23 protein-coding genes are annotated in these 23,971 nt (G+C 60.3%); 16 read left to right on the top strand and 7 right to left on the bottom strand.

Features of this window, described 5'->3' with window-relative positions:
- The first annotated feature begins 119 nt into the window (after positions 1–119).
- Positions 120–1,004: an EamA family transporter RarD gene (rarD, locus tag JFT58_RS00365; RefSeq protein WP_198834273.1), complete on the top strand. Its 885-nt coding sequence runs from the start codon at positions 120–122 to the stop codon at positions 1,002–1,004.
- 222 nt (positions 1,005–1,226) lie between these two features.
- On the opposite strand, the gene JFT58_RS00370 is transcribed toward rarD, so the two are convergent.
- Positions 1,227–1,739 (bottom strand): glycine cleavage system protein R, encoded by a 513-nt coding sequence (locus JFT58_RS00370; RefSeq protein WP_003194815.1) that lies wholly within the window; start codon positions 1,737–1,739, stop codon positions 1,227–1,229.
- A 320-nt stretch (positions 1,740–2,059) separates the two neighbouring features.
- On the opposite strand from JFT58_RS00370, the gene JFT58_RS00375 reads away from it, so the two are divergent.
- Positions 2,060–4,237 carry a malate synthase G gene (locus JFT58_RS00375; RefSeq protein WP_054896773.1) on the top strand — a complete coding sequence of 726 codons (2,178 nt, stop codon included), beginning with the start codon at positions 2,060–2,062 and terminating at the stop codon, positions 4,235–4,237.
- Positions 4,238–4,391: 154 nt separating this feature from the next.
- Here JFT58_RS00375 and JFT58_RS00380 read toward each other — a convergent pair whose 3' ends face one another.
- Positions 4,392–4,838 (bottom strand): response regulator, encoded by a 447-nt coding sequence (locus JFT58_RS00380; RefSeq protein ID WP_019817416.1) that lies wholly within the window; start codon positions 4,836–4,838, stop codon positions 4,392–4,394.
- Positions 4,839–5,084: 246 nt separating this feature from the next.
- Here JFT58_RS00380 and JFT58_RS00385 point away from each other — a divergent pair, with 246 nt between their 5' ends.
- The 8 genes from JFT58_RS00385 to JFT58_RS00420 all read left to right on the top strand — a co-directional run bounded on the left by JFT58_RS00385 (position 5,085) and on the right by JFT58_RS00420 (position 14,053).
- A complete protein-coding gene (locus JFT58_RS00385; RefSeq protein ID WP_054896814.1) occupies positions 5,085–7,007 on the top strand; it encodes a putative nucleotidyltransferase substrate binding domain-containing protein in 1,923 nt (640 codons plus the stop codon).
- On the top strand, positions 7,004–7,711 hold the full coding sequence (locus tag JFT58_RS00390) for a 3'-5' exonuclease (protein ID WP_054896772.1): 708 nt from the start codon (positions 7,004–7,006) through the stop codon (positions 7,709–7,711). Before JFT58_RS00385 ends, JFT58_RS00390 begins: the two co-directional genes overlap by 4 nt.
- 148 nt (positions 7,712–7,859) lie before the next feature.
- A complete protein-coding gene (locus tag JFT58_RS00395) occupies positions 7,860–8,378 on the top strand; it encodes an RNA polymerase sigma factor (protein WP_034128860.1) in 519 nt (172 codons plus the stop codon).
- The gene (locus tag JFT58_RS00400) at positions 8,375–9,343 is read left to right on the top strand and encodes a FecR domain-containing protein (protein ID WP_054896771.1); all 969 of its coding nucleotides are present in this window, start codon (positions 8,375–8,377) and stop codon (positions 9,341–9,343) included. Before JFT58_RS00395 ends, JFT58_RS00400 begins: the two co-directional genes overlap by 4 nt.
- Before the next feature lie 211 nt (positions 9,344–9,554).
- Positions 9,555–11,984: a TonB-dependent siderophore receptor gene (locus JFT58_RS00405; RefSeq protein WP_054896770.1), complete on the top strand. Its 2,430-nt coding sequence runs from the start codon at positions 9,555–9,557 to the stop codon at positions 11,982–11,984.
- Positions 11,985–12,046: 62 nt separating this feature from the next.
- On the top strand, positions 12,047–13,150 hold the full coding sequence (locus JFT58_RS00410) for a PepSY-associated TM helix domain-containing protein (protein WP_054896769.1): 1,104 nt from the start codon (positions 12,047–12,049) through the stop codon (positions 13,148–13,150).
- Positions 13,147–13,317, top strand: coding sequence for a hypothetical protein (locus JFT58_RS00415; RefSeq protein WP_087149549.1), 171 nt, complete (start codon positions 13,147–13,149; stop codon positions 13,315–13,317). The genes JFT58_RS00410 and JFT58_RS00415 overlap by 4 nt, the downstream gene beginning before the upstream one ends.
- Before the next feature lie 106 nt (positions 13,318–13,423).
- The gene (locus JFT58_RS00420; RefSeq protein ID WP_054896768.1) at positions 13,424–14,053 is read left to right on the top strand and encodes a glutathione S-transferase; all 630 of its coding nucleotides are present in this window, start codon (positions 13,424–13,426) and stop codon (positions 14,051–14,053) included.
- Positions 14,054–14,260: 207 nt separating this feature from the next.
- Here JFT58_RS00420 and creD read toward each other — a convergent pair whose 3' ends face one another.
- The 4 genes from creD to rloA2 are packed head-to-tail and all read right to left on the bottom strand — an operon-like array spanning position 14,261 to position 18,278.
- The gene (gene creD / locus JFT58_RS00425) at positions 14,261–15,610 is read right to left on the bottom strand and encodes a cell envelope integrity protein CreD (protein ID WP_054896767.1); all 1,350 of its coding nucleotides are present in this window, start codon (positions 15,608–15,610) and stop codon (positions 14,261–14,263) included.
- Positions 15,611–15,661: 51 nt separating this feature from the next.
- On the bottom strand, positions 15,662–17,101 hold the full coding sequence (gene creC, locus JFT58_RS00430; protein ID WP_054896766.1) for a two-component system sensor histidine kinase CreC: 1,440 nt from the start codon (positions 17,099–17,101) through the stop codon (positions 15,662–15,664).
- Entirely contained in the window at positions 17,101–17,769 is a 669-nt protein-coding gene (creB, locus tag JFT58_RS00435; protein WP_054896765.1) for a two-component system response regulator CreB, read from the bottom strand. The genes creC and creB overlap by 1 nt, the downstream gene beginning before the upstream one ends.
- A gap of 8 nt (positions 17,770–17,777) precedes the next feature.
- Entirely contained in the window at positions 17,778–18,278 is a 501-nt protein-coding gene (rloA2, locus tag JFT58_RS00440) for a retropepsin-like aspartic peptidase RloA2 (protein ID WP_054896764.1), read from the bottom strand.
- Between the two features lie 171 nt (positions 18,279–18,449).
- On the opposite strand from rloA2, the gene JFT58_RS00445 reads away from it, so the two are divergent.
- Positions 18,450–19,334 carry an acyltransferase gene (locus JFT58_RS00445; protein WP_054896763.1) on the top strand — a complete coding sequence of 295 codons (885 nt, stop codon included), beginning with the start codon at positions 18,450–18,452 and terminating at the stop codon, positions 19,332–19,334.
- Here JFT58_RS00445 and JFT58_RS00450 read toward each other — a convergent pair.
- Positions 19,331–19,903: a DUF2780 domain-containing protein gene (locus JFT58_RS00450; protein WP_054896762.1), complete on the bottom strand. Its 573-nt coding sequence runs from the start codon at positions 19,901–19,903 to the stop codon at positions 19,331–19,333. The genes JFT58_RS00445 and JFT58_RS00450 overlap by 4 nt on opposite strands.
- A 136-nt stretch (positions 19,904–20,039) precedes the next feature.
- Here JFT58_RS00450 and JFT58_RS00455 point away from each other — a divergent pair, with 136 nt between their 5' ends.
- The 5 genes from JFT58_RS00455 (at position 20,040) to JFT58_RS00475 (ending at position 23,968) form a co-directional block, all read left to right on the top strand.
- Positions 20,040–20,498, top strand: a complete 459-nt coding sequence (locus JFT58_RS00455) for an anti-sigma factor domain-containing protein (protein ID WP_054896761.1) — start codon at positions 20,040–20,042, stop codon at positions 20,496–20,498.
- 325 nt (positions 20,499–20,823) lie between these two features.
- Positions 20,824–21,186, top strand: a complete 363-nt coding sequence (locus JFT58_RS00460) for a hypothetical protein (RefSeq protein ID WP_034128871.1) — start codon at positions 20,824–20,826, stop codon at positions 21,184–21,186.
- 229 nt (positions 21,187–21,415) lie between these two features.
- Positions 21,416–21,895 (top strand): hypothetical protein, encoded by a 480-nt coding sequence (locus JFT58_RS00465; RefSeq protein ID WP_054896760.1) that lies wholly within the window; start codon positions 21,416–21,418, stop codon positions 21,893–21,895.
- Positions 21,896–22,058: 163 nt separating this feature from the next.
- Positions 22,059–22,769 (top strand): ABC transporter ATP-binding protein, encoded by a 711-nt coding sequence (locus tag JFT58_RS00470; RefSeq protein ID WP_054896759.1) that lies wholly within the window; start codon positions 22,059–22,061, stop codon positions 22,767–22,769.
- Complete coding sequence (locus JFT58_RS00475; protein ID WP_371264136.1) at positions 22,757–23,968, top strand: ABC transporter permease; 1,212 nt, start codon at positions 22,757–22,759, stop codon at positions 23,966–23,968. Before JFT58_RS00470 ends, JFT58_RS00475 begins: the two co-directional genes overlap by 13 nt.
- The last annotated feature ends 3 nt before the right edge of the window (positions 23,969–23,971 follow it).

The following is a 23,971-nucleotide window of genomic DNA, read 5'->3' on the forward strand; positions in this document are numbered from 1 at the left end:
TTTAAGAACAAACGCAGAGCGTCCAAGGCGGCGTTACCACGCAGAGCGTGGGAACGAGCGTTGTTTGACAAATATCCTTACAATTGCGCTTTGTTAGCTGCCTGAGCAAGGATTCTGCAATGCAAGCCGCCAACCCCCGCAAGGGGTACATCCTGGGCCTGAGCGCCTATGTCATCTGGGGTCTGTTCCCGCTCTACTTCAAAGCCATCGCCAGCGTGCCCGCCGCCGAGATCATTGTGCACCGCGTATTGTGGTCGGCACTGTTCGGTGGGCTGTTGCTGATGGTGTGGAAACACCCCGGCTGGTTTCGCGAACTGCGCGACAACCCCAAGCGCCTGGCGATCCTGGCCCTCAGCGGTTCGTTGATCGCCGCTAACTGGCTGACCTATGTGTGTTCGGTGAACACCGGGCGCATGCTCGAAGCGAGCCTGGGTTACTACATCAATCCGCTGGTGAATGTGCTGCTGGGCATGCTGATCCTCGGCGAGCGACTGCGCCGTTTGCAATGGGTGGCGGTGGGGTTGGCAGCGGTAGGTGTGGCGCAGCAGGTGTGGCAAGTCGGTAGCCTGCCGTGGGTGTCGCTGGCGCTGGCGTTGACGTTCGGCTTCTACGGTTTGATCCGCAAGCAGGCGCCGGTCAAGGCGCTGCCAGGCCTGGTGGTGGAAACCTGGATGCTGGTACCCATTGCCGTCGCCTGGTTGCTGTTCAACCCGACCGCCCACAGCGCGCAACTGGCGTTCTGGAGCACCTCCGAAGCCTGGTGGCTGGTGGCCGCAGGCCCGGTGACGCTGATTCCCCTGGTGTGCTTCAACGCCGCTGCACGGCACTTGCCCTACACCGCCCTGGGCTTTTTGCAGTATGTGGCGCCGACGCTAGTGTTGCTCGAAGCCGTGCTGTTGTTCGGTGAACACCTGGCGCCGAGCACCCTGATCGCCTTCGCCTTCATCTGGGCCGGGTTGGTGGTGTACAGCCTGGATGCCTGGCTGACCGTGCGCAAACGCTGATCAAATAACGTACAAACCTCTGCAAGCCACGGCTTTCGTGGCTTGCAGCGTTCCACCCCAAGGTTATCCACAACCTGATCCCCGCCATTTGTGCACAAGCCCTTGAAACTGCTCGTTTTTTGCTCAACTTGCGCAGAAGGCCGGCGGGCGTGGCCTGGCGTCGGGTCTCTACAGGTTATCCACAGGCCCATGCAAGATTTCCCTGCATAACTTTGTGGATCGTTATTCCTCCTGACGCAACTCCACCATCAAGTCATCGGCCAAGGTTTCCAAAGCCTCTTGCAGGGTTTCCAGCGACAGCGTGGCCGGCACTTGCAACAACGCCTCGGCATTGAACAGCGGATCACCGCTCATGGGCGCCGGGCGCACATCGGTGCTCAGGCGTTCCAGGTTGACGCCCTGCTGGCTCAGCAGCGCGGTGATCTCACGCACGATGCCCGAGCGGTCATTGCCCACCAGGGTCATCAGGATCGGCTTGGACGCCGATGCCTGCCCGCTGCTGCCCTCACCCACCAACACGCGAATGCCATGGGTGGATAAATCCTCCAATGCCCCCACCAATGCCTGTCGCTGCTCGCTCGGCACGCTCACCCGCAGGATCCCGGCAAACTGCCCGGCCATGTGCGCCATGCGGCTTTCCAGCCAGTTACCACCATGACTGGCAATGTTCTGCGCGATGCGTTCAACCAGGCCGGGTTTGTCGGCGGCGATAATAGTGAGTACAAGATGGTCCATGGCGCAGTCCCTCGGTTGGTTGATCCTCGATTATAGACATGCCGCGTATATCCAGAAGGTACGCGTGATCGTTAACGTCCATCCCAGGCAAGCCAGCTCTCACAGACAAATCGTGTACCATTTTGATATTTATCTGGAACAATCCAATAGTTTTTTGAGAACATCCTGTTCTCCGCTGTGACCGTACGACCAAAGTGGGTCGCTAAACGACGTATTTAGTCTAATTTTCACAACCGCAAGTCATCATGTAGTATGCCCAACCGTGCACTACATAATGAAAATCTGAAAAAGCGCATAAGCTCCGCAGAGTGAGGCAAGCAATGACTGAACACGTTCAAGTCGGTGGCCTGCAGGTCGCCAAAGTCCTGTTCGACTTCGTGAACAACGAAGCCATTCCCGGTACCGGCATCACTGCCGACCAGTTCTGGGCCGGTGCCGACAAGGTCATCCATGACCTGGCCCCGAAGAACAAAGCCCTACTCGCCAAACGCGACGACTTCCAGGCGCGGATCGATACCTGGCACCAGACCCACGCCGGCCAGGCCCATGACCCGGTGGCCTACAAAGCCTTCCTGCAAGACATCGGCTACCTGTTGCCAGAAGCCGCAGACTTTGAGGCCTCGACCCAAAACGTCGATGATGAGATCGCACGCATGGCCGGCCCACAGCTGGTCGTGCCGGTGATGAACGCCCGCTTCGCCCTCAATGCCTCGAATGCGCGCTGGGGCTCGCTGTACGACGCGCTCTATGGCACCGACGCCATCAGCGAAGCCAACGGCGCCGAGAAGGGCAAGGGCTATAACAAAGTGCGTGGCGACAAGGTCATTGCCTTCGCCCGCGCTTTCCTCGACGAGGCCGCACCGCTCAGCGCCGGCAGCCATGTCGATTCCACCGGCTACAAAATCGTCGATGGCAAGCTGATCGTCAGCCTCAAAGGCGGCAGCAACAGCGGCCTGCGTGACGATGCCCAGTTGATCGGTTTCCAGGGCCCTGCGGCCGAGCCGATTGCGATCCTGCTCAAGCACAATGGCCTGCACTTCGAAATCCAGATCGACGCCAGCACCCCAGTCGGCCAAACCGACGCTGCCGGCGTCAAAGACGTGCTGATGGAAGCCGCGCTGACCACCATCATGGACTGCGAAGACTCCGTCGCCGCCGTCGACGCCGATGACAAAGTGGTGATCTACCGCAACTGGCTCGGCCTGATGAAGGGCGACCTGGCCGAAGAAGTGGCCAAGGGCGGCCAGACCTTCACCCGCACCATGAACCCTGACCGCGTCTACACCGGCGTGGATGGCAGCGACGTGACCCTGCACGGCCGTTCGCTGTTGTTCGTGCGCAACGTTGGCCACTTGATGACCATCGACGCGATCCTCGATAAAGACGGCAACGAAGTACCCGAAGGCATCCTCGACGGCCTGATCACCAGCCTGGCGGCGATCCACAGCCTCAACGGCAACAACACCCGCAAGAACAGCCGCACCGGTTCCGTATACATCGTGAAACCGAAGATGCACGGCCCGGAAGAAGCCGCGTTCACCAACGAACTGTTCGGTCGCATCGAAGAGGTGCTGAACCTGGCGCGCAACACCCTCAAGGTCGGGATCATGGACGAGGAGCGCCGCACCACGGTCAACCTCAAGGCCTGCATCAAGGCGGCCAGTGAGCGCGTGGTGTTTATCAACACCGGTTTCCTCGACCGCACTGGCGATGAAATCCACACCTCCATGGAAGCCGGCGCGATGGTGCGCAAGGCGGCCATGAAGGCAGAAAAGTGGATCGGCGCCTATGAGAACTGGAACGTCGATATCGGCCTGAGCACCGGCCTGCAAGGTCGTGCACAGATCGGTAAAGGCATGTGGGCCATGCCCGACCTGATGGCGGCGATGCTCGAGCAGAAAATCGCCCACCCGTTGGCCGGTGCCAACACCGCCTGGGTACCGTCGCCGACCGCCGCAGCCCTGCATGCGTTGCACTACCACAAGGTTGATGTGTTCGCCCGTCAGGCCGAGCTGGCCAAACGCGAGCGCGCTTCGGTGGACGATATCCTCACCATTCCTCTGGCCAGCAACACCGATTGGTCCGAGGAAGAGATCCGCAACGAGCTGGACAACAACGCCCAGGGCATCCTCGGCTATGTGGTGCGTTGGATCGACCAGGGTGTGGGCTGCTCCAAGGTGCCGGACATCAACGATGTCGGCCTGATGGAAGACCGCGCCACCCTGCGTATTTCCAGCCAGCACATCGCCAACTGGCTGCGCCACGGCATTGTCAACGAAGACCAGGTGATGGAAAGCCTCAAGCGCATGGCGCCCGTGGTAGACCGCCAGAATGCCGGGGATGCGTTGTACCGCCCACTGGCTCCGGACTTCGACAGCAACATCGCATTCCAGGCAGCGGTGGAGTTGGTGATTGAAGGGACCAAGCAGCCTAATGGCTATACCGAGCCGGTGTTGCACCGCAGGCGTCGGGAGTTCAAGGCCAAGAACGGCCTGTAATGGAAAAAGCCCTGATCGAAAGATCGGGGCTTTTTTATCAGTGTCAGTTAGACCGCGTTGCCTGAATCGCAGGCAAGCCAGCTCCCACAGGGAGTGCATTTCAAATGTGGGAGCCGGGCTTGCCCGCGAAGAGGCCAGGCCAGTCACCCCACACTCAGGGCACCATCCCCAACTCCCGCTTCACCAACTTCGCCAACTTCACGCTATCAATCGGCTTGAGCAAGAAATCCACCACGCTCAAATGCATCGCATCAATCACATCCGGCGCTTCCGCGTCTCCAGACATGATGATGATCGGCAACGCCGCACGGGTGGACTCACGCACCTGGCGGATCAATTCCAGGCCATTGCTGGGCGCCATACGCAGGTCGGTGATCAGCAAACCGATGGAACTGCTCGTCTTCAACAAATCCCACGCAGCCTCGCCACTTTCGGCAGTCATGCAGCGAATACCATCGAGCCCAAGGATTTCCGCCAGCAATTCACGCGCGTCCTTGTCGTCGTCCACGATCAAAACGCGTTGGGGGGGTAAATCGGGCTCCAGCATCACGGCGCTCAGCGCCTCGCGCTCGGCATCACTCAAAATATCGTGGTCGGACATACGTTTCTCAGCAGTTCTCATCAATCTCCCAGCACACTCGTCAGACATCTGCGGAAGGGCGAACAATGTGCACTTCGTCGGAAAGTTTGCCTAGTGGGCTTTCTACGGGTTTTGGACGATTGTCATGTAAGGTTTTTCCCTAGTTTTGCGCGGTACTCCTCGACCTAGACTTACGTCCAATGGGCACCCACTGCGCAGGAGTCGACCATGCAGCACGATAACGACAAAAACACTGCGGTCACTGTTATGAGTAAAGCTGATGCATTCGCACAGGCGGGTAAAACCGCTGTGTTGCAGAACATCCACGGCACCCTGCAATTCCTGCAACGCTTCCCGCCGTTCAACCAGATGGAACAGGCGCACCTGGCTTTCCTGGTGGAGCAGTGCCAACTGCGTTTCTACGGCCCCGGCGACAGCATCCTCAAACCGTCGGGCGGCCCGGTCGAGCACTTTTATATCGTCAAGCAGGGCCGGGTCGTGGGTGAGCGTCCAGACTCGGCGGACACCACCTTTGAAATCGCCACCGGCGAATGCTTCCCCCTCGCCGCCTTGCTGGGTGAGCGCGCGACCCGTACAGAACACAAAGCCGCTGAAGACACCTTCTGCCTGCAATTGAACAAACCGGCCTTTATCAAGCTGTTCGCGCTGTCCAGCCCGTTTCGTGATTTCGCCTTGCGCGGGGTCAGCAGCCTGCTCGACCAGGTCAACCAGCAGGTACAGCAAAAAGCCGTGGAAACCCTCGGCACCCAATACTCCTTGAATACCCGCCTGGGTGAATTGGCCATGCGCCACCCGGTCACCTGCAGCCCGCACACACCGTTGCGCGAAGCGGTGACCTTGATGCACGAACAACAGGTCGGCAGCATTGTGATCGTCAACGAACACAAGGCGCCCCTGGGCATCTTCACTCTGCGCGATCTGCGTCAGGTGGTCGCCGATGGCGCCAGCGACTTCGGCCAGAGCATTGCCGGGCACATGACCCAGGCGCCGTTTTACTTGAGCCCGGAGCACAGCGCTTTCGACGCAGCCATCGCCATGACCGAGCGGCATATCGCCCATGTGTGCCTGGTGCAAGACCAGCGCCTGTGTGGCGTGGTCTCCGAGCGTGACTTGTTTTCCTTGCAGCGTGTGGACCTGGTGCACTTGGCCCGCACCATCCGCAACGCGCCCCGGGTGGAAAACCTGGTGGCGATTCGCGGTGAAATCGGCCAGTTGGTGGAGCGCATGCTCGCCCATGGCGCCTCATCCACCCAGATCACCCACATCATTACGCTGCTCAACGACCACACCGTGTGCCGGGTGATCGAGCTGACCCTCGCGGAAAAAGGCGACCCCGGCGTGCCCTTCAGTTGGCTGTGCTTTGGCAGTGAAGGCCGCCGCGAACAAACGCTGTACACCGACCAGGACAACGGCATCCTGTTCGAGGCCAAGGACGCCGTCGAAGCCGCCGAAAGGCGTGAGCGCTTGCTACCGCTGGCGCAGCACATCAACCAAAGCCTGGCGCTGTGCGGCTTCAGCCTGTGCAAGGGCAATATCATGGCCGGCAACCCCGAGCTGTGCTTGTCCCGCGTGGAGTGGGCGCGGCGCTTCGGCGCGTTCATTCGTGAAGCGACGCCGGAAAACCTGCTGGGCTCAAGCATCTATTTTGACTTGCGCGTGGTGTGGGGCGAAGAGCGCGGTTGCGAGCAACTGCGCCAGGGCATTCTCGATCAGGTGGCGGATAACCGCTTGTTCCAACGGATGCTGGCCGAAAATGCACTATTGCGACGCCCGCCGGTAGGGCGTTTTCGCGAGTTCGTGCTGACCCGCAAAAATGGCGAAAAGGCCACCCTCGACCTCAAGGTGCAGGGCCTTACGCCTTTTGTAGATGGCGCGCGCCTGTTGGCCCTGGCCAATGGCATCCACGCCAACAACACCCTGGAACGCCTGCGCCAGTTGGTGGATAAGGCCGTGATCGAACCCCTGGATGGCGCCGCCTATGAAGAGGCCTACCACTTTATCCAGCAGACCCGCATGCAGCAGCACCAATTGCAGACCCGCGAGAACCTGCCCTATTCCAACCGCGTCGACCCCGACAGCCTCAACCACCTGGACCGGCGCATCCTGCGTGAGTCCCTGCGCCAGGCCCAACGCCTGCAAAGCAGCCTGAGCTTGCGGTATCAGCTATGAGTTTGTTTGGCTGGCTGCGTGCCAAAAAACCTGGGCTCAACGCTGCGCAACAGCAGCGCCTGGAACAGTTACCCAAGCCCGCCGAAGTGGGCAACGGCCCATTGCGCAGCCAGCGCTGGGTAGTGGTGGACCTGGAAACCAGCGGCCTGAACCTTCACCGCGACCAGGTGCTGTCCATCGGCGCCGTGGTCATCGAAGACGGTGCGGTGGATTTCTCCCAACTGTTCGAACGCACCCTGCAGCGCAGCGACACCAAGCTCAGCCCCAGTGTGCTGATCCACGGGCTGGGGCCCAGTGCAATCGCCGCTGGCAGCGACCCGACCGAGGCGTTGCTGGATTTCATGGCGTTCGTGGGCGACAGTCCGCTGCTGGCCTTCCATGCGCCGTTTGATCAACACATGCTGTGCCGGGCGCTCAAGGACAGCCTGGGTTATCGCCTGGCCCATCCGTTCATGGATGTAGCAGACCTGGCCCCGCTGTTATGCCCAGAGGCCCATATCCGCGAAGCCGGACTGGACGACTGGCTCAACCACTTCAGGCTACAGGCCGGCGAACGCCACCATGCCAGCGCCGATGCACTGGCGACGGCGGAGCTGATGTTGATCCTGTTCAGCCGGGCGCGGCAGCAACAGATCGATACGCCCCAGGCGCTGTATAAGCGTTTGGCCCAATGGAAACGACGCAAGCAGTCCCCTTCCCTTTAACGCTTCGCGCCCGACGCGGAGCATCGCGGGATGCATTCCTACGCATATCGCGGGAACGATCACCCGACAGACGCCAATTGCGCCCACCCTACGCCTCTGACACAATCGCGAATAATTCTCGTTAGTTTAAACCTTATTCGGTGATGCCTTGTCGTCGGTCCATACCCCACGCAGTGAGCTTGTTGGTGCGTTGTATCGCGACCACCGTGGCTGGCTGTTGGCGTGGCTGCGACGTAATGTGGCGTGCCCAAGCCGTGCCGAAGACCTGAGCCAGGACACCTTCATGCGCCTGCTGGGCCGTGATGAGTTGCGCGAGCCCCGCGAACCACGGGCGTTCCTGGTGGCCATCGCCAAGGGTTTGCTGTTCGACTATTTCCGTCGTGCGGCCCTGGAACAGGCCTACCTCACCGAATTGATGCTGATCCCGGAAAACGAACAGCCTTCGCCGGAAGCCCAGCAACTGATCCTCGAAGACCTCAAGGCCATCGACCGCTTGCTCGGCAAGTTGTCGAGCAAGGCCCGCGCCGCGTTCCTCTATAACCGCCTCGACGGCCTGGGCCATGCCGAAATCGCCCAGCGCCTGGGCGTGTCGGTGCCCCGCGTGCGCCAATACCTGGCCCAGGGCATTCGCCAGTGCTACATCGCACTGTATGGCGAGCCGTCGTGACCGCGATCGGCTCCAAACCGGTGTCGTCGCGCGTGCTGGATGCCGCGATTGCCTGGCAACTGTCCCTCGACTCGGGCGACGGCAGTGCGGTGGAACAGGAAGAGTTCAGCAAGTGGCTGGCCAGTGATGAGGAACACGCCCGCGCCTGGCGCCAGTTGGGCATGCTCGACCAGCGTTTCAGCGTGGCCTCGGGCCCGGCTCGGGCGGCGCTGCTGCAGTCGCGCCACGGCATTCGCCAGCGCGTGCGCAAGCTGGGCCGGGGCCTGGCCAGTATCGTGCTGGTGTGCGGCCTGGCGCTGTTTGCCGGTGAGCGTTACGTGCCTATTCACTATTGGCTGGCCGACCAGCGCACCGCCACCGGTGAACAGCGCACGCTGAAGCTGGCGGACGGCACGCGAATAAACCTCAACACCCACAGCGCCATTGATGTGCGCTTCGACGAAACACGCCGCTTGATCGTGTTGCAGGCAGGCGAAATTCTCGTCGAAACCGGCCACGACGATTCGCGCCCTTTCTACGTGCAAACCCGCGACGGCAGCCTGCGGGCGCTGGGTACCCGGTTTATCGTCAAGCGCGAAGACGACGCTACGCGCCTGAGTGTGTTGCAGTCTGCCGTGGCCGCCCAGCCCGAGGCGCTGCACCAGGAACAAGTGTTCAAGGCGGGCCAGCAAGTGCTGATGCGCAGCGACGGGCTCGGGCCACTGTTGGCCGTCACGCCGGCTACCGATGCCTGGACGCGCGGCATGCTGGTAGTCGACAACGCTCGGCTGGGGGATGTGATCGAGGAATTGGCGCGCTATCGCACCGGCTACCTGGGGGTGGATAAGAACGTGGCCGACCTGCGCATCACCGGCAGTTTCCCGCTGCGCGACACCACGTTGGCATTGAACGCGTTGTTGCCGACTTTGCCGGTGCAGATCGAGCAGCACACGCCGTGGTGGGTGACCGTCAAGGGTAAGCCTTAGGCTTGATCGTTCCCACGCCCCGCGTGGTAATGCAGCCCGGACGCTCTGCGTCCAAGGCCGTGACGCAGAGCGTCACACGAGGCGTTCCCACGCGGAGCTTGGGAACGATCACAGCACACCGCAAAAAATATTTTCACCCGGCCCTATCACTTTTCGACTCTCGCTCGGCACCTAGGCAATTGAGAAATATTTCCATTCAGGAGCCGCCCTTATGTCCCGCACGCTAGACACCTTGTTGCGCCCCAGCCTGTTAGCCATGGCGATCGCCCTCAGCGCCCCGCTCGCCAGCTCCCCGCTGATCGCCGCCGAACAAGCCTCCAGCGTGCGCGCCTATAACCTGCCCGCTGCGCCCCTGGCCACCACCCTGAACCAGATCGCCAGCCAGGCCGGCCTGGCGCTGACCCTCAACCCTGCACTCGCCGCCGGCAAGACCTCGGCGCCGGTCCAAGGCCAGTTCGATGCGCAGGGCGCGTTGCGGGAAGCGTTGCGGGGGACGGGGTTGCAATTGGAGCAGAGCAGTGCGGGCACTTACACCCTGATGCCGGTCCCGGAAGGCGTCGTTGCCTTGCCGACCACCAACATCACCGGCCAAGGCAGCTATGAAAGCGCTTGGGGGCCGGTGGAGGGATATGTAGCAAAGCGTACCGCCGCCGGCACCAAAACCGATACCGCGCTGGTCGAGGCGCCACGCTCGATCTCGGTAGCCACCCGCGAGCAAATGCAGGACCGTAACGTGCAGAACCTCGACGATGCGGTCAAATACATGCCCGGTATCGTGTCTGCCAGCTACGGCAGCGACACCCGTTACGACTGGATGCGCGTACGCGGCTTCGAGCCGACGCAATTCCTTGATGGCCTGCCACTGCCCCGTGGCGTGTACGCCAACCCGAAAGCCGAAACCTGGAACCTCGACCGCCTCGCCCTGCTGCGCGGTCCGGCCTCGTCAGTCTATGGCCAGACCCCTCCGGGCGGCCTGCTGGATATGGTCAGCCGCCGCCCCAGCGCTGAATCGAGCCACGCCATCCAGATGCAATACGGCAGTGACAACTACCGCCAGATCAATTTCGAAAGCACTGGCAAGATCGATGATGAGGGCCAGTTTCTCTACAGCGTTGGCGGCGTGGTACGCGATGCCGGTACCCAGGTCGATCACATCGACAACAAGCGGTACAACATCGCACCGAGCTTGACCTGGAATATCGACACCGATACCAAGCTGACCTTGCTGTCACAGTTCACCCGTGACGATACCGGCACCACCAGCCAGTTCCTGCCGATCCAGGGCACCAAAATCAAATCACCGCTAGGCGAGGTTTCCCACCACAAGAACCTCGGCGACCCGGACTACGACTTCTACGACCGCACCTACTACGCATTGGGCTACGCGTTCGAGCACCGCTTCAACGATACCTGGCAATTCAAGCAGAACCTGCGCTACACCAAATCCGAATTGGCGTTCCAGCAACTGACGGTAGGCTCGTTTGCCTTCTCCCCCGCCGATGCCAATGGCGACATCAGCCGCTCTTCGACCAATGTGGACGAGGACATCAGCCAGTTCGCGGTGGACAACAACTTCCAGGCTGACTTCGCCACTGGCGACATCTCCCACACCGTGCTGCTGGGCCTGGATCATCAACGCACCGACACCTCGTACCTGGCGATTTTCGGCGACGGTGGCACCACGAACATCTTTAACCCGGTCTATGGCCAGCCGATCGTGCGCCCGGCGCGCTCCACCGCGTTCTACGATTACAACCAGAAAACCGTGCAGACCGGCCTTTACGTGCAGGACCAGATGGCCCTGGACAACTGGCGCCTGACTCTTGGTGGTCGTGAAGACTGGGTGCACCAGGGCACCACCTACTTCAACAAGAACGACGCGACCAATACCGACCGCAGCAAGAATTTCAGTGGCAATGCGGCGCTGAGCTATGTGTTCGACTCGGGCTTCGTCCCCTACCTCTCGTACGCCGAGTCGTTCCAGCCTGCGAGCAACGCCAGCGTCGACCCCCTCCAGTCGTTCAAGCCGACGGAAGGCAAGCAGTGGGAGTTGGGGATCAAATACCAGCCACCCGGCTCCAACACCCTGCTGAGTGCGGCGGTCTACGACCTGACCCAGAAGAACGTGCAAGTCACCAGCTTCCAGTCCGGTGGTGCCTCCGTGACCGACCAGACCGGAGAAGTAAAGGTCAAGGGACTGGAGCTGGAAGCCGTGTCTGATGTGACCGAAAACCTCAAGGTCATCGCGGCCTACACCCTGGCCAAGTCCGAGGTGCAAAAAGGTCAGTACAAAGGCAACCGCCTGCAACTGATGCCTAACCAGCAAGCGTCCTTGTGGACCGACTACACCTGGCACACCGGTGCCCTCGACGGTTTCGGTATCGGCTTCGGCGCACGCTACACCGGCAATACCTATGGCGACCAAGCCAATACCTGGGCCGGCAAGGCCAACGCCTACACCGTGTTCGACGGCTCCGTGCATTACGACCTCGGTCGCCTGGACAACAGCCTCAAGGGCGCGTCGGTGAAAGTGAACGCGACCAACCTGTTCAACAAAGACTACATTTCCACCTGTGATGGCTCCTATTGCTACTTCGGCGACCAACGCAGCGTCGTCGCCAGCGCCACCTACCAGTGGTAATCAGCTGAGCTAACCACCAGGCCGCCCAACAAGGCGGCTTTGGTGCATCTGAAGGCTAGACAATGAAAAGCAAAACCATCCGCCGCTGGTCCTTCATCCACACCTGGACCAGCCTGATCTGCACCGTATTCCTGCTGCTGCTCGCCCTCACCGGCCTGCCGTTGGTGTTTCACCACGAGATCGACCACCTGCTGGGCAATGAGCCCGAACTGGCGCAGATGCCTGCCGATACGCCCCGGCTCAACCTTGAGCAGCTTGTAGCCAAAGCCCAGGCCCATCGCCCCGGCGAGGCCATGCAGTACCTTGCCTGGGACGAAGACGACAATAACGGCGTGATCGCGATCATGGCGGCCACAGCCGGTACTGAGCCGAACTCGTCGCACACCTTCATGCTCGATGCACGCACTGGCGAAACCGTCGAAATGCCGTCTGCCAATGGGGGCTTCACTCTGTTCCTGCTGCGCCTGCATGTGGATATGTTTGCCGGCCTGCCCGGCAAGTTGTTGCTGGCGTTCATGGGCCTTCTGTTTGTGCTGGCGATTATCTCGGGCACGGTGTTGTACCTGCCCTTCATGCGTCGCTTGAAGTTCGCCACCGTGCGCCAGGACAAGTCCACTCGCCTGCGCTGGCTCGACCTGCATAACCTGATCGGCGTGGTCACTTTGACCTGGGCGCTGGTAGTGGGGGTAACCGGCGTGATCAGCGCCTGCGCCGACTTGATCATCGCGGCGTGGCGCGAGGACAGCCTCAGCGCCATGATCGAACCCTACAAGAACGCCCCGCCACTGACCCAACGCGCGCCCGCCACGGAGCTGTTGAGCATTGCCGCCAAGGCCGCGCCCGGTATGGAGCCGGACTTTATCGCCTTCCCCGGCACGCGTTTTTCCAGCGAACATCACTACGCCGTGTTCATGAAGGGCAGCACCCACCTGACCTCCCATTTGCTGACACCGGTGCTGATCGACGCCAGCACCCTGGCCGTCACCGCCATCGCCGAACGGCCGTGGTACATGGATGCCATGGGCATGTCCCAACCCCTGCATTTCGGTGATTACGGCGGCATCCCGATGAAGATTTTGTGGGCGGTGCTGGATGTGCTGACCATCATCGTGCTGGTGAGCGGCATTTACTTATGGATCGTACGGCGCAAGGCGGCCAAGGTATGAAGCCACGGCAGTCGAATTTCTGGAAGGTCTTTGCCATACCGCTGGGGATTGGCCTGCTCAGTGCCGCCGGGTTGTTTGCGGCGTTGCTGGGCGATGGGTGGTGGGATTCGTTGAGTTGGATCGGGCTGGGCATACCCGCGGCCATTGCCGTCTACAAACTACTGTAGGAGCGAGCTTGCTCGCGAAAAACCTGAGAGCACCGCGTTAAACCAGGCGAGCTGCGTTATCGTTGGCGTTATTCGCGAGCAAGCTCGCTCCTACAGAGGAATGCCCATGTCCGCCCCCAGCATGACCTTGTTCCACAACCCCGCTTCGCCCTTCGTGCGTAAAGTGCGCGTGCTGCTGATCGAGACCGGCCAGCAGGATCGTGTGGCCCTGCACGCGTGCCTGCCCACGCCGGTCAACCCGGATGCCGAAGTGCTGCAAGGCAACCCCGTGGGCAAGATCCCGGCCCTGCGCCTGGCCGACGGTTCGGTATTGCACGACAGCCGGGTGATTCTCGACTATCTCGACCACCAGCATGTCGGCAACCCGCTGATCCCCCGCGACGGCTCGGCCCGCTGGCGGCGCCTGACCCTGGCCTCGATGGCTGACGGCATCATGGATGCCGCCGTGCTGGTACGTTACGAGACCGCCATGCGCCCGGTGGAGAAACACTGGCACCAATGGTTGGACGAACAGCGCAACAAGATCCGCCGCGCCCTCGCCGAACTGGAGCGAGACGCCATTGCCGAACTGGCCAGCCACTTCGACATCGCCGCCATCAGCGTGGCCTGTGCCCTGGGCTATATCGACTTTCGCCATCCGGATCTGCAATGGCGCACAGATAACCCCAAGCTCGCCGCCTGGTACGCCGAAGTCAGCCAGCGGTCTTCGATGCACCAGACACAGCCGCCGGGCTGACCAGCCCTCTGTAGGAGCGAGCTTGTTGTGGCGAGGGAGCTTGCTCCCGCTCGACAGCGCAGCTGGAGCCGGCTTTATCAGGGGCGCTTCGCACCCCAGCGCAAGCAAGCTTGCTCGCCACAACAAGCTCGCTCCTACAGTGAAAGGTGGCGTTGGTGAGGAAGTCGACCATCCTCGCTTTCATCTGCTGATCTTCGCGCAATCCGATCATTGCCCTTGCTCCACCTTGCGTTTACCCACCCCGTACCAATCCAGCTTGCGCGTCAGCACCATCACCGTGCCCAGCAGGCCAAACAGCAACAACGAGCCCATCAACAGCGCGTAATCCTCGGCACTGAGCAAGCCGTACAGCAAGCCATACAACGCCGCCAGCCCGGCCGAAAACCCCAGGCCGTGGGCGACGCTACGCAGCACATGGCATACGTAGAAGCCGATCAACACCACACAGGCGCTGGCGGATATCAGGTAGGCCAGGGCAAAGCCCAGATGCTCGGACAACGACAACAGCAGCAGGTAGAAGAACGCCAGCGCCACGCCCACCAGGGCGTACTGGATAGGGTGCACCGCCAGACTCTTGAGCACCTCGAAGAGAAAGAAGCCGGCAAAGGTCAGGGCGATAAACAACAGCGCATATTTGATCGCCCGATCGCTCTTGAGGTACTGGTCTACCGGGTCGATGAAGTTCACCCCAAAGCTGCGGTTGCTGAAGTCTTCACAGCCTTGCCCGTCCAGGCAGTTCTGCAGGGCTTGTTCGAGGTTGGTGGAGAAGAATGTCGTCTGCCAATTGGCGCTGAAGCCCTGGTCGGTCACCTTACGTTGAGCCGGCAGGAAGTTGCCGACAAAGCTCGGGTGCGGCCAGTTGGACGCCAGTGTTACCTGGCTGGTCTTGCCCACCGGCACTACTTGCAGTTGCTCGGTGCCTTGCAGGCGCAGGTCGAAGGCGAACTCCAGCACGGAGGGCTTCTTGCCGTCCTGCGCCGGCAGCGTCACATGCACGCCCTCACCCAGCCAGTCGACTAGGGAGCCTGGCGAGAACTCCAGCCGCTGGTCACCCAGCTCCAGTTTCAGCGCGTTTTCAATACCCCGAATATCACTGATGCCCACCGCCAAAAACGCTGGTTCAAAGCGGTAGTCGGCGAAGTCTTCGGTGATCCCCAACTGCGCAGGCAAGTCGAAACGCCCGCTGATACGGTTGTCGGCGTGGAACAACCGCGCCTGATAGATGCCCCGTGAGCGCAGTTCGGTTTGCACCTTGCCGTCGAGCTCAAAACGGTCCGGCAGGAAATACAGACGGCCGCGTTCTTCACGGGTTTCTTCGTAGCGCTTGTTGAGCTTTTCATTGAGCTTCCACTCGCGCACGGTCTTGCGATACGGCACCACCATCACCGGCCCGGTGAGGCGCTGGGCAAAGCTTGAGCTGCGGGCAATGTCCATCAGTACGCCGTCGCGCAGTTGCTGACGGTCGCTGATGATGCCGTTGATCATCAACAATGGAATCAGCAACAGCAGGATCAGCAGCGCAATCGCGCCCAATTTGAAAAGCAGGTTGCGGTTCATGGGTCTCTCCCTGTTTTGATGGGGAGAGTCTGCCCAGTGGGTATGGGAGATTTATGTGGGCAATGTGGAGACTGTGTGGAGATGCAGCACCGCTTGCACGCCGCCCGGTACGTTGCCGATCTGCAACGAGCCGCCGTGCAGCTTCATCACCTCCTCGACAAAGTTGAGCCCCAGGCCCGTACTTTTGCGCCCGCTGGCCGGGCGCGGCAGCGAGTAGAAGCGCTCGCTCAGGCGCGGCAAGGCGTAATCGGGAATCGCCTCCGCCTGGTTGAACAGGCTGACCTGCACCTCGTTATGCCGCACCTGCGCGCTGAACCGCAGCGTGCCGCCGGGAGGGGTGAAATCCAGAGCATTGTCGAGCAGGTTACCCAGGGCCTGGCGTAGCAGGAAGGGTTCGCCAAACACCCGCACATCGGCGGCGATGACCTGCTCGACGTGCAAGCCAGCGCCTTCGGTCCGCGCACATTGAGCCTTGAGCACATCCTCAACCAGGGCAGCCAAAGGAATGCTCGACTGCTCTTCCAGACCCTGGCGCTGCTCCACCTGGGCCAGGTTCAACAGGCGTTCGATCAACTGTTGCAGGCGCGCACTTTCGCTGTCGATATTGCCGACAAACCGCTGCTGCTGCTCGCGGCTCATGTCACCCTGCAACAGCTCTGCTGCACCGCGAATCGCCGCCAACGGGCTCTTCAGTTCATGGGTCAGCGTATGCACGTAGCGCTCTACGTAAGCCTTGCCTTCCAGCTGCGTGCGCATGTGTTCCACGGCGGTGGATAACTGCTTGAGCTCGCCGCCGCGATAATGCGGCAACTCGGCGCGGCGGCCCTCGCTCACGGCTTCGGCATAGGCGGTAAGGCGCCTGAGGGCCGCCGTCAGCCACCATGACAATAGCGCGCCCAGCAGCAGCCCCAGGGTGACCAGCCCGGCGCCGTACCACAGCAGGCGCCGCTCGGTGCGATCCACGTAGGGTTGCAACGAGCTGTTGGGCTTGGCCACCGTGACCACGCCGATGATCTGGCCGTTATCGCGAATCGGCGCCCCCACGTGCATCACCGATGAGGTGGGGTCGTCTGCATCGCTGCGGGTGGAGCGCGCACCGTATTCGCCACGCAGGGTCAGGTACACGTCGTTCCATTTCGAATAGTCCTGGCCCACCGCTTCACCGCTGGAGTCGAGCAATACCCTGCCCTTGGCGTCGGTCACGTAGATGCGATGGTTGACCTGGTTTTTCGGCAGCCCCCAGATCACCGCACCCGGCTGACGGTTGCCATAGGCCTTGAGCAGCTTTGGCCAATGGCTCTGGCCGAGGGTGCCGTTTTTAACGTCTGCACGCAGGATTTCAGCCAGCAGGTTGGCGGTGTCCACCAATGTTTCTTCGGTGGACTGGCGCACGCCGGGGCGGATTTCCTTCATCACGGTGTTGAGCACGAAGTAGCCGGTCAGGCCGATAAACAGCGCATACACCAGGAAAATCCGCAGCCCAAGACGCATCAGCTGTGTCTCGGGCTGTAGCTATAGCCAAGGCCACGATGGGTCTGGATCGGCTCGGCATCCGCCGCCACGCTCCTGAGTTTGCTGCGCACACTCTTGATATGGCTATCGATATTGCGCTCGTAACCGGCATCAAAGGGTACGCCCACCGCGTCCAGCAGTTGCTCGCGGCTGAACACGCGCTCGGGTTGGTCCAGCAGACTTTGCAGCAGGCGGAACTCATGACGCGTGAGACTCAAGGGTTGGCCGCGATAGAGAATCTGCATGCGTTCCAGATCCACTTGGAACAGGGTTGGCGCCACACCCGGGCCGACCCGCTTGAGAATCACCCTGACCCTCGCCGCCACTTCCCGCGGGCTGAAAGGCTTGACCACATAATCGTCGGCACCGATCTCCAGCCCTACCACCCGGTCGATCTCAGCATCCCGTGCGCTGAGGAACATCACCGGCACTTCACTGAAGCGGCGCAATTGCTTGCAGGTTTCAAAGCCGGTGATGTCCGGCAGGCCGATGTCGAGAATGATCAGGTCGGCCGGGGTCAGGCGCTGATGTTCCAGCGCCGCCTGGCCGAGCGTCAGCCAGGTGGTGGTGAAGCCCTCGCCTTGCAGGGCAAAGATCAGCGTGTCGGCTATTGCCGCTTCGTCTTCGACAATCAGGATGTGCGGCATGGGTTCAATCAGCAGTTCGGTTTGTCGGCAGTGTAGCGACGTGCCGGGTTTACCGCAGCGCCAAATTCACGCAAGGCCTTGGCGCCGATCAGCAGCGGGTAGTTGAAGCTGCTGCGGTCGGTGAGGTTGACCTCGACGGTGCGCTTGACGTCGCCCAGGCACATCTCCAGATCGATCACCGGGCGCTTGGCCACACTGGCTTCGTCCTTGTCATCATCTTCGTCGGCGCGGCTCTTGATCTTGCTGATGCGCGACACCTTGTGCTCATAGACCTTGTTACCCGCGTCTTCACCGCCGAGGCGGAAGCGCACCCAGTCATCGCCGTCGCGCTGAAAGGTTTCGATGTCGCGCGCCGACAGCGAGGCGGTCAGCGCGCCGGTGTCCATCTTGGCCTTGAACGTCTGGCCGATCTCCGGCAACTGGATGTATTCGTAGCGACCGTAGAGGGTCGGTTCGGCGGCCATGACAGGCACAGCAACCAGGGCGAACGCGGCAAGGAGCAATTTCACGGCAGGATTTCCTCGAAAGAAGTGGGCGGAGTCTAGACCGCAAACACAGCACTTAGTTGGATGACCGAGCATATCGCGCACAGTGTGAAACATTCGTCGGGCAATTTGCGATTTGGCCTCTAGACTCACCTTGCTTATCATGGCCCGCCCACAGAATTCCAAGAGTTGCTTATGCGCCGCCTGCTCACCGGCTGTCTGGTTACACTGCTGCTGTTAGTCAACACGCTGATCCTGATCGGCCCCTTGATGGTCTTCGCCTTGCTCAAGCTGATGGCGCCGGGCCGCTCGCGTGACTATGCGTCCTGGGCGGTGATGTGGATCGCCGAGACCTGGGCCGAGATCGACAAGCTGATCTTCGCCGCGTGCATCCCCACCCAATGGGATATTCGCGGTGGCGAAGACCTGCGCGGCGATACCTCTTACCTGGTGATCAGCAACCACCAATCCTGGGTCGATATTCCCGCGCTGATCCAGGCATTGAACCGGCGCACGCCGTTCTTCAAGTTCTTCCTGAAAAAAGAACTGATCTGGGTGCCCTTCCTCGGCCTGGCCTGGTGGGCGCTGGATTACCCCTTCATGAAACGCTACACCAAGGCGTTCCTGGCCAAGCACCCGGAGCTGGCGGGGCAGGATTTGAAGATCACCAAAGAGGCCTGCGAGCTGTTCAAGCGCCAGCCGGTCACGGTGGTCAATTACCTGGAGGGCACGCGGTTCAACGAGGCCAAGCGCAAGCAGCAGGCGTCACCGTTTACCCGATTGCTCAAGCCCAAGGCGGGCGGCGTGGCATTTGTGCTGGCGGCGATGGGCGAACAACTGGACGCGATCCTCGACGTGACCGTGGTGTATCCGCAGCAAAAGATTCCGGGGTTCTGGGACTTGATCAGCGGCGCAGTGCCGAAGGTGATCGTGGATATCCGCACCCGCGAGCTGGACCCGGCGTTGTGGCAAGGGGATTACGAGAACGATCCGGCGTTTCGCCAGACCGTCCAGAACTGGGTCAACCAGCTCTGGATGGAAAAGGATGCGCGCATCGAACAACTGCGCCAAGAGCCTTAGCTGCCGGTACCCCAGGCCTGAGCCAATTTGCCCAGTACGGAACTGCTGGCGCCCTCGCCGCCCAGGTATTTCAGGATCACCGGGGCAAACTGGCCGACCATGCCGCTGTCCATGCCCAATGCGCTGAAGGCGGTGTTCAAGTCATTGGTGCTTTTCACGTTGCCCAACAGGCCGTCCAGGCCGCTGGTCTTGCTGCCACCGGATTGGCCGAGCATGCCGCTCAAGGCACCGAGGCTGCCCAATGCGTTATCACCCGACAGCTTGTCGAGGCCCGGCACACTGTTACTCAGCTGCGAGAAGTCATTGCCGCTCAGTTTGTTCTTGGCCAGGCCCAGCATGGCGCCCGTGCCGCCCACCGCTTGCTCGGGGGTGATGTTCAGTTGCGAGGTCAAGGCCGTCAGCAGGTCGGCCGTCTCCGAGGTGGGCGCGGCGGCGGCAGCCTTGTTGTTGCCACCCTGCATGCCGGAAATGGCATTGGCTGCATCGCCAAGGCTGAAACCTGCGGCGAACACCGGGCCGGCGGCCACGGTCAACAGGCAGGACAGGGCAAAACCGCGTGAAATCTTCATCGAAACAACCTCTGGGTATAGGGGTAAACGCAGGCGTTGGACTGGGTATCCCGTCGGTTGTTCCGGAGCCCCTGAGGAACCCATCGGGGATAAGCGGGTCCATGAACTGACTACAAAATTTGTCGAGAAGAGACTTATGACTGCGATCCAACCCCCAGTGATTGAGCACAAGCCTGCGTTCTGGAGCCGCCCTCGCCTGTTCATCGGCGCCTGTGCGGTAGTGGTTGCCGGTATCGGCGGCGCGCTCTACACCCAGGACAGCGTCAAATCCGCGGCGACATTGGTGACCACGACCCAGCAGCCAGCCGCACAAATCATGGCCCACAAGGATTACCTGGAAGTGCAGCCGATTGCCTCCACGGCGCCAGCACCGGACCAAAGCCTTGAACTCTGGGCGATTCCCAAAGACGGCACACCGGTATCCCTTGGCCTGCTGCCGGAGGATGGCAAAGGCATCATCGGCCTGAATCCGCGCCAGCAAGAAAGCATCAGCAAGCCGGTGGAGCTGATGGTGAGTTCGGAAACCAAGGGTGGCTCGGTGAGCAAGCAACCGACAGGGCCGACCGTCTACCAAGGCGCCCTGGCCACGCGCTAATCACCGGCTGACACTCGGTTTAAATGTAGGAGTGGGCTTGCCCTGATGCCGATCCGTTAAGCGAACGCAATGTTCAAAGCAACAAAGATCAAATGTGGGAGCTGGCTTGCCTGCGAAAGCGATAATGCAGTGACTGACACATCGCCTTCGCGGGTGAGCCTGCTCCCAGAGATGGTCTCATTTGCAGACTCACCGGCCGACCCGTTGCATGTCCCGTAACCTGCTGTAGCAGCTTCCAAGGAACCTAACCCGTGTAACGCCCCACTCAGATCGGCCTCCCAGCGCAGAGCAGGGAGGACTACCTCGTGGACAAGGAGTTATAACGATGATCGGATGGGTACCTAATCTCTTTTCCCTAGTCACCGCCTACAACCTGCCAGCCCGCAACGCGGCCGTCGACACGGGCCAATGCCCTGCCGTCAGCGACATCCATTCAAAACCCTACACAGACCCCGACCTGCCGCCACCTTATGGCGAGGGCTATCAGTATTCAGCCCAAACCCAAGGCAAAACATGGACGGGGCAAACCGCCGGGACCAACGATGATTTTCTGGACCCGGAATACGCATTGCAGGCAGAAGCCATCAACGTGCGCGACGGTAAGGTGCACTGTGATTACGGTGGAAAACGCTTGATAAAAAATGGTGAGGTGGCCGATCCCTATTTGCGGTTGACGGCGCTTAAGTGATGCAAAGGGCGACTCGCAGGTCGCCCTTTGTTTGCTTGCGCATCAACTGGCAGTTTCCAAAGAACCTGTAGAAGCGGGTTTGCTGGAAATAGCAAACCTCAGACAAGTCCTACTTAACTAACAATAGAAAACTATCAGACTGCAGCCAACCCGTTCTAACAACAACCAAGCCACGGGCCAGGCCCCTCACGAAGTGCCGAAAACAGCAATGAATTTTTCGGAGAACGACATGTTTAAATCCTTCTTAAAACCCGGACTACTTGCAATTGCGCTGTTCGGCCTTCCGGCCGTTGCAAGTGCGAGCGGGTTAGCGAGCGCTATCGGCACCATCACTGTTCCGATTGGAAACTCTTTCTCAAATCAAGCTGTCACTGAATCAGCATTTTCTCATTCATGCAGCACTGGGAAGTTTGTCGGCTACGTTCAAGGCGTTATTGCCGGTAGCGGAAGTACCATACATTACGTGCGCGTAGACAGGTACCGAATTGTGAAAACCGACGGGCACACCGACAGAAGCAAAGCCAATGTCAATATCAAGACCGTCAGCCGAAATGGAACCCGCGTGACAAAGTCAGCAGATGCCATGAAGCAGGACAGGCAATGGCATGATTTGAAAATGGCCAACTATAACCCCGGTTTGCGAAGTGCGGAAATTGAGATGATATTTGATAAGTCCGGGTCCGACCCTAGATGCTTTATCTCGATCTAAGCCGCTGATTGTTCGCCGCTGGTGCTCTTGCATTTACAAAAGCACCGGCGTCAGGCACCTAGCCAAATGAAAAGACAACTCGCACACGGTTTGTTGTTTGCATGCGAACAGTCAAATACATTGTCGCCATCCCGCCTCTTTTATCGAACATCCTGAACTTCAAATGCTCGTGATCCCTGCCCCCCCGCTCGCCCTCTCGCTGCAGGGCGTATGCAAGTATTATCAACTTGCCAAACAGCCCATCTCAATTCTTGAGAACATAAACTTGCAGATAAACGCAGGTGACCACTGTGCCGTGCTTGGCACTTCGGGCTCAGGTAAGAGCACATTACTTAACATACTCGGCCTCTTGGACCGGGCTGATGAAGGGCGGTATGAGTTTTACGGACACGACACATCCAAGGCGACACCGGATCAACTGGCCGTGTTACGCAACCGACACCTAGGCTTCATCTACCAGAACTTCAACCTGATGCCACGCCTCAGCGCACTGGACAACGTCGCCTTGCCTCTCTCCTACCGTGGCCTTGGCCGGCGAGTAGCCCTGCAGCGTGCCATGCACAGACTCGACCAGGTCGGCCTCAGCCACCGGGCACATCACCTACCCGCCGATCTGTCTGGCGGCCAACGACAGCGAGTCGCAATTGCGCGAGCTCTCGTGGGGGAGCCTTCCCTGATTCTCGCGGACGAGCCCACTGGCAATCTGGACAGCCGCACGGCAAACGACATTCTGCAATTGTTGCTGGCAATCAATCGTGAGCACCGCGTCACGCTGATTGTCGTCACCCATGATTTAGACATCGCCGCGCGCCTGGACAGACAAATCTTCGTTCAGGACCGAACCCTGCGTGAGCACGAACCGTGTCAGAACTGATGAGCGGCGGGAGCCAAACTTTTCGCGACCTGATACATGACGTCAGAACCAACCTGCGGACCTTGGGCAAACGCGCAGTGCTCACCCTTCTCGGCGTCGTCATGGGGAGCTGCTCGGTGGTCGCCCTCATCAATATCGGTCACAACGCCGCCGAAGAAGCCGCTGCAATCTTCCAGGGAATGGGTGTCGATACACTAGTTGCACAGGTTTCAAATGCCGCAGATACGAGGCAAACCTCGCCGCTGCCCGCAGGCATTACTCAACTGCGCAATAAAGTCCCTGATTTAGTGAACATTGCACCCGTTGCCCTGATGGGCAACTCAGTGACGTTCAAGGGGCGCGACATTTCTATCCAACTGATCGGCTCAACGCCCCCACTGAAACAGGCGTTGGGCTTGGAAGTGCATGAAGGGCGTTTTCTGAGCGAATTCGATGACCAAGCCACTCATGCAGTGATAGGCCGCCAGCTCGCCGATGAACTCTCCAGCGCTGGCACGCCGGTGCGCATAGGCGACACACTACGAGTGCAACATGCACTGTTCCAAGTCATAGGCGTTCTGCATCCACGGTTTGCGTCGGCGATTGCTCCGTTCGACCCCAACACCTCCATGTTTATTCCACTGCAAGGTGTCAGCCGACTACAAGCTTGGGCGCCAGTCACCCACGTTTTCGCACGTGCTCCGGGCGCGCGTCCTATTGGTAGCGTGGCGTCCGACTTCAAACACGGATTAAGACAGCTATTTCCCGGCCAGGACATCGACGTTCTGGTCCCCCAGCAGATCATCGACGGCCTGTCCCAACAGAATCGAACCTTCACCTATCTGCTAGCCGCCCTCGCTGGCATTTCGCTTATCACCAGTGGTGTCGGGGTGATGAACGTCATGCTGATGAGCATCGCGCAACGGCGCCGAGAAATCGGTTTGCGCATGGCCATGGGCGCTCGTCCCCGCGATATCCGCAACCTGTTCATGATCGAAGCACTGACCTTGACCACCTTTGGAGCACTTACCGGAGCCATCCTGGGCGTCGGCTTGGCCCTCATTTATGCCCGTGTATCGGGATGGAGCTTCGCGCTGTCGCCAATGTCGGTGCCATTGGGCATTGGCAGCGCGATAGTAGTCGGTATGTTTTTTGGGCTTTACCCCGCCCTTTCCGCCTCGCGGCTACAACCTGTGGAAGCGCTGCGTGAAGACGAGTAGATA

It is taken from the genome of Pseudomonas sp. MF6767 (assembly GCF_016405475.1).
Taxonomy (GTDB): Bacteria; Pseudomonadota; Gammaproteobacteria; order Pseudomonadales; family Pseudomonadaceae; genus Aquipseudomonas; species Aquipseudomonas paracarnis.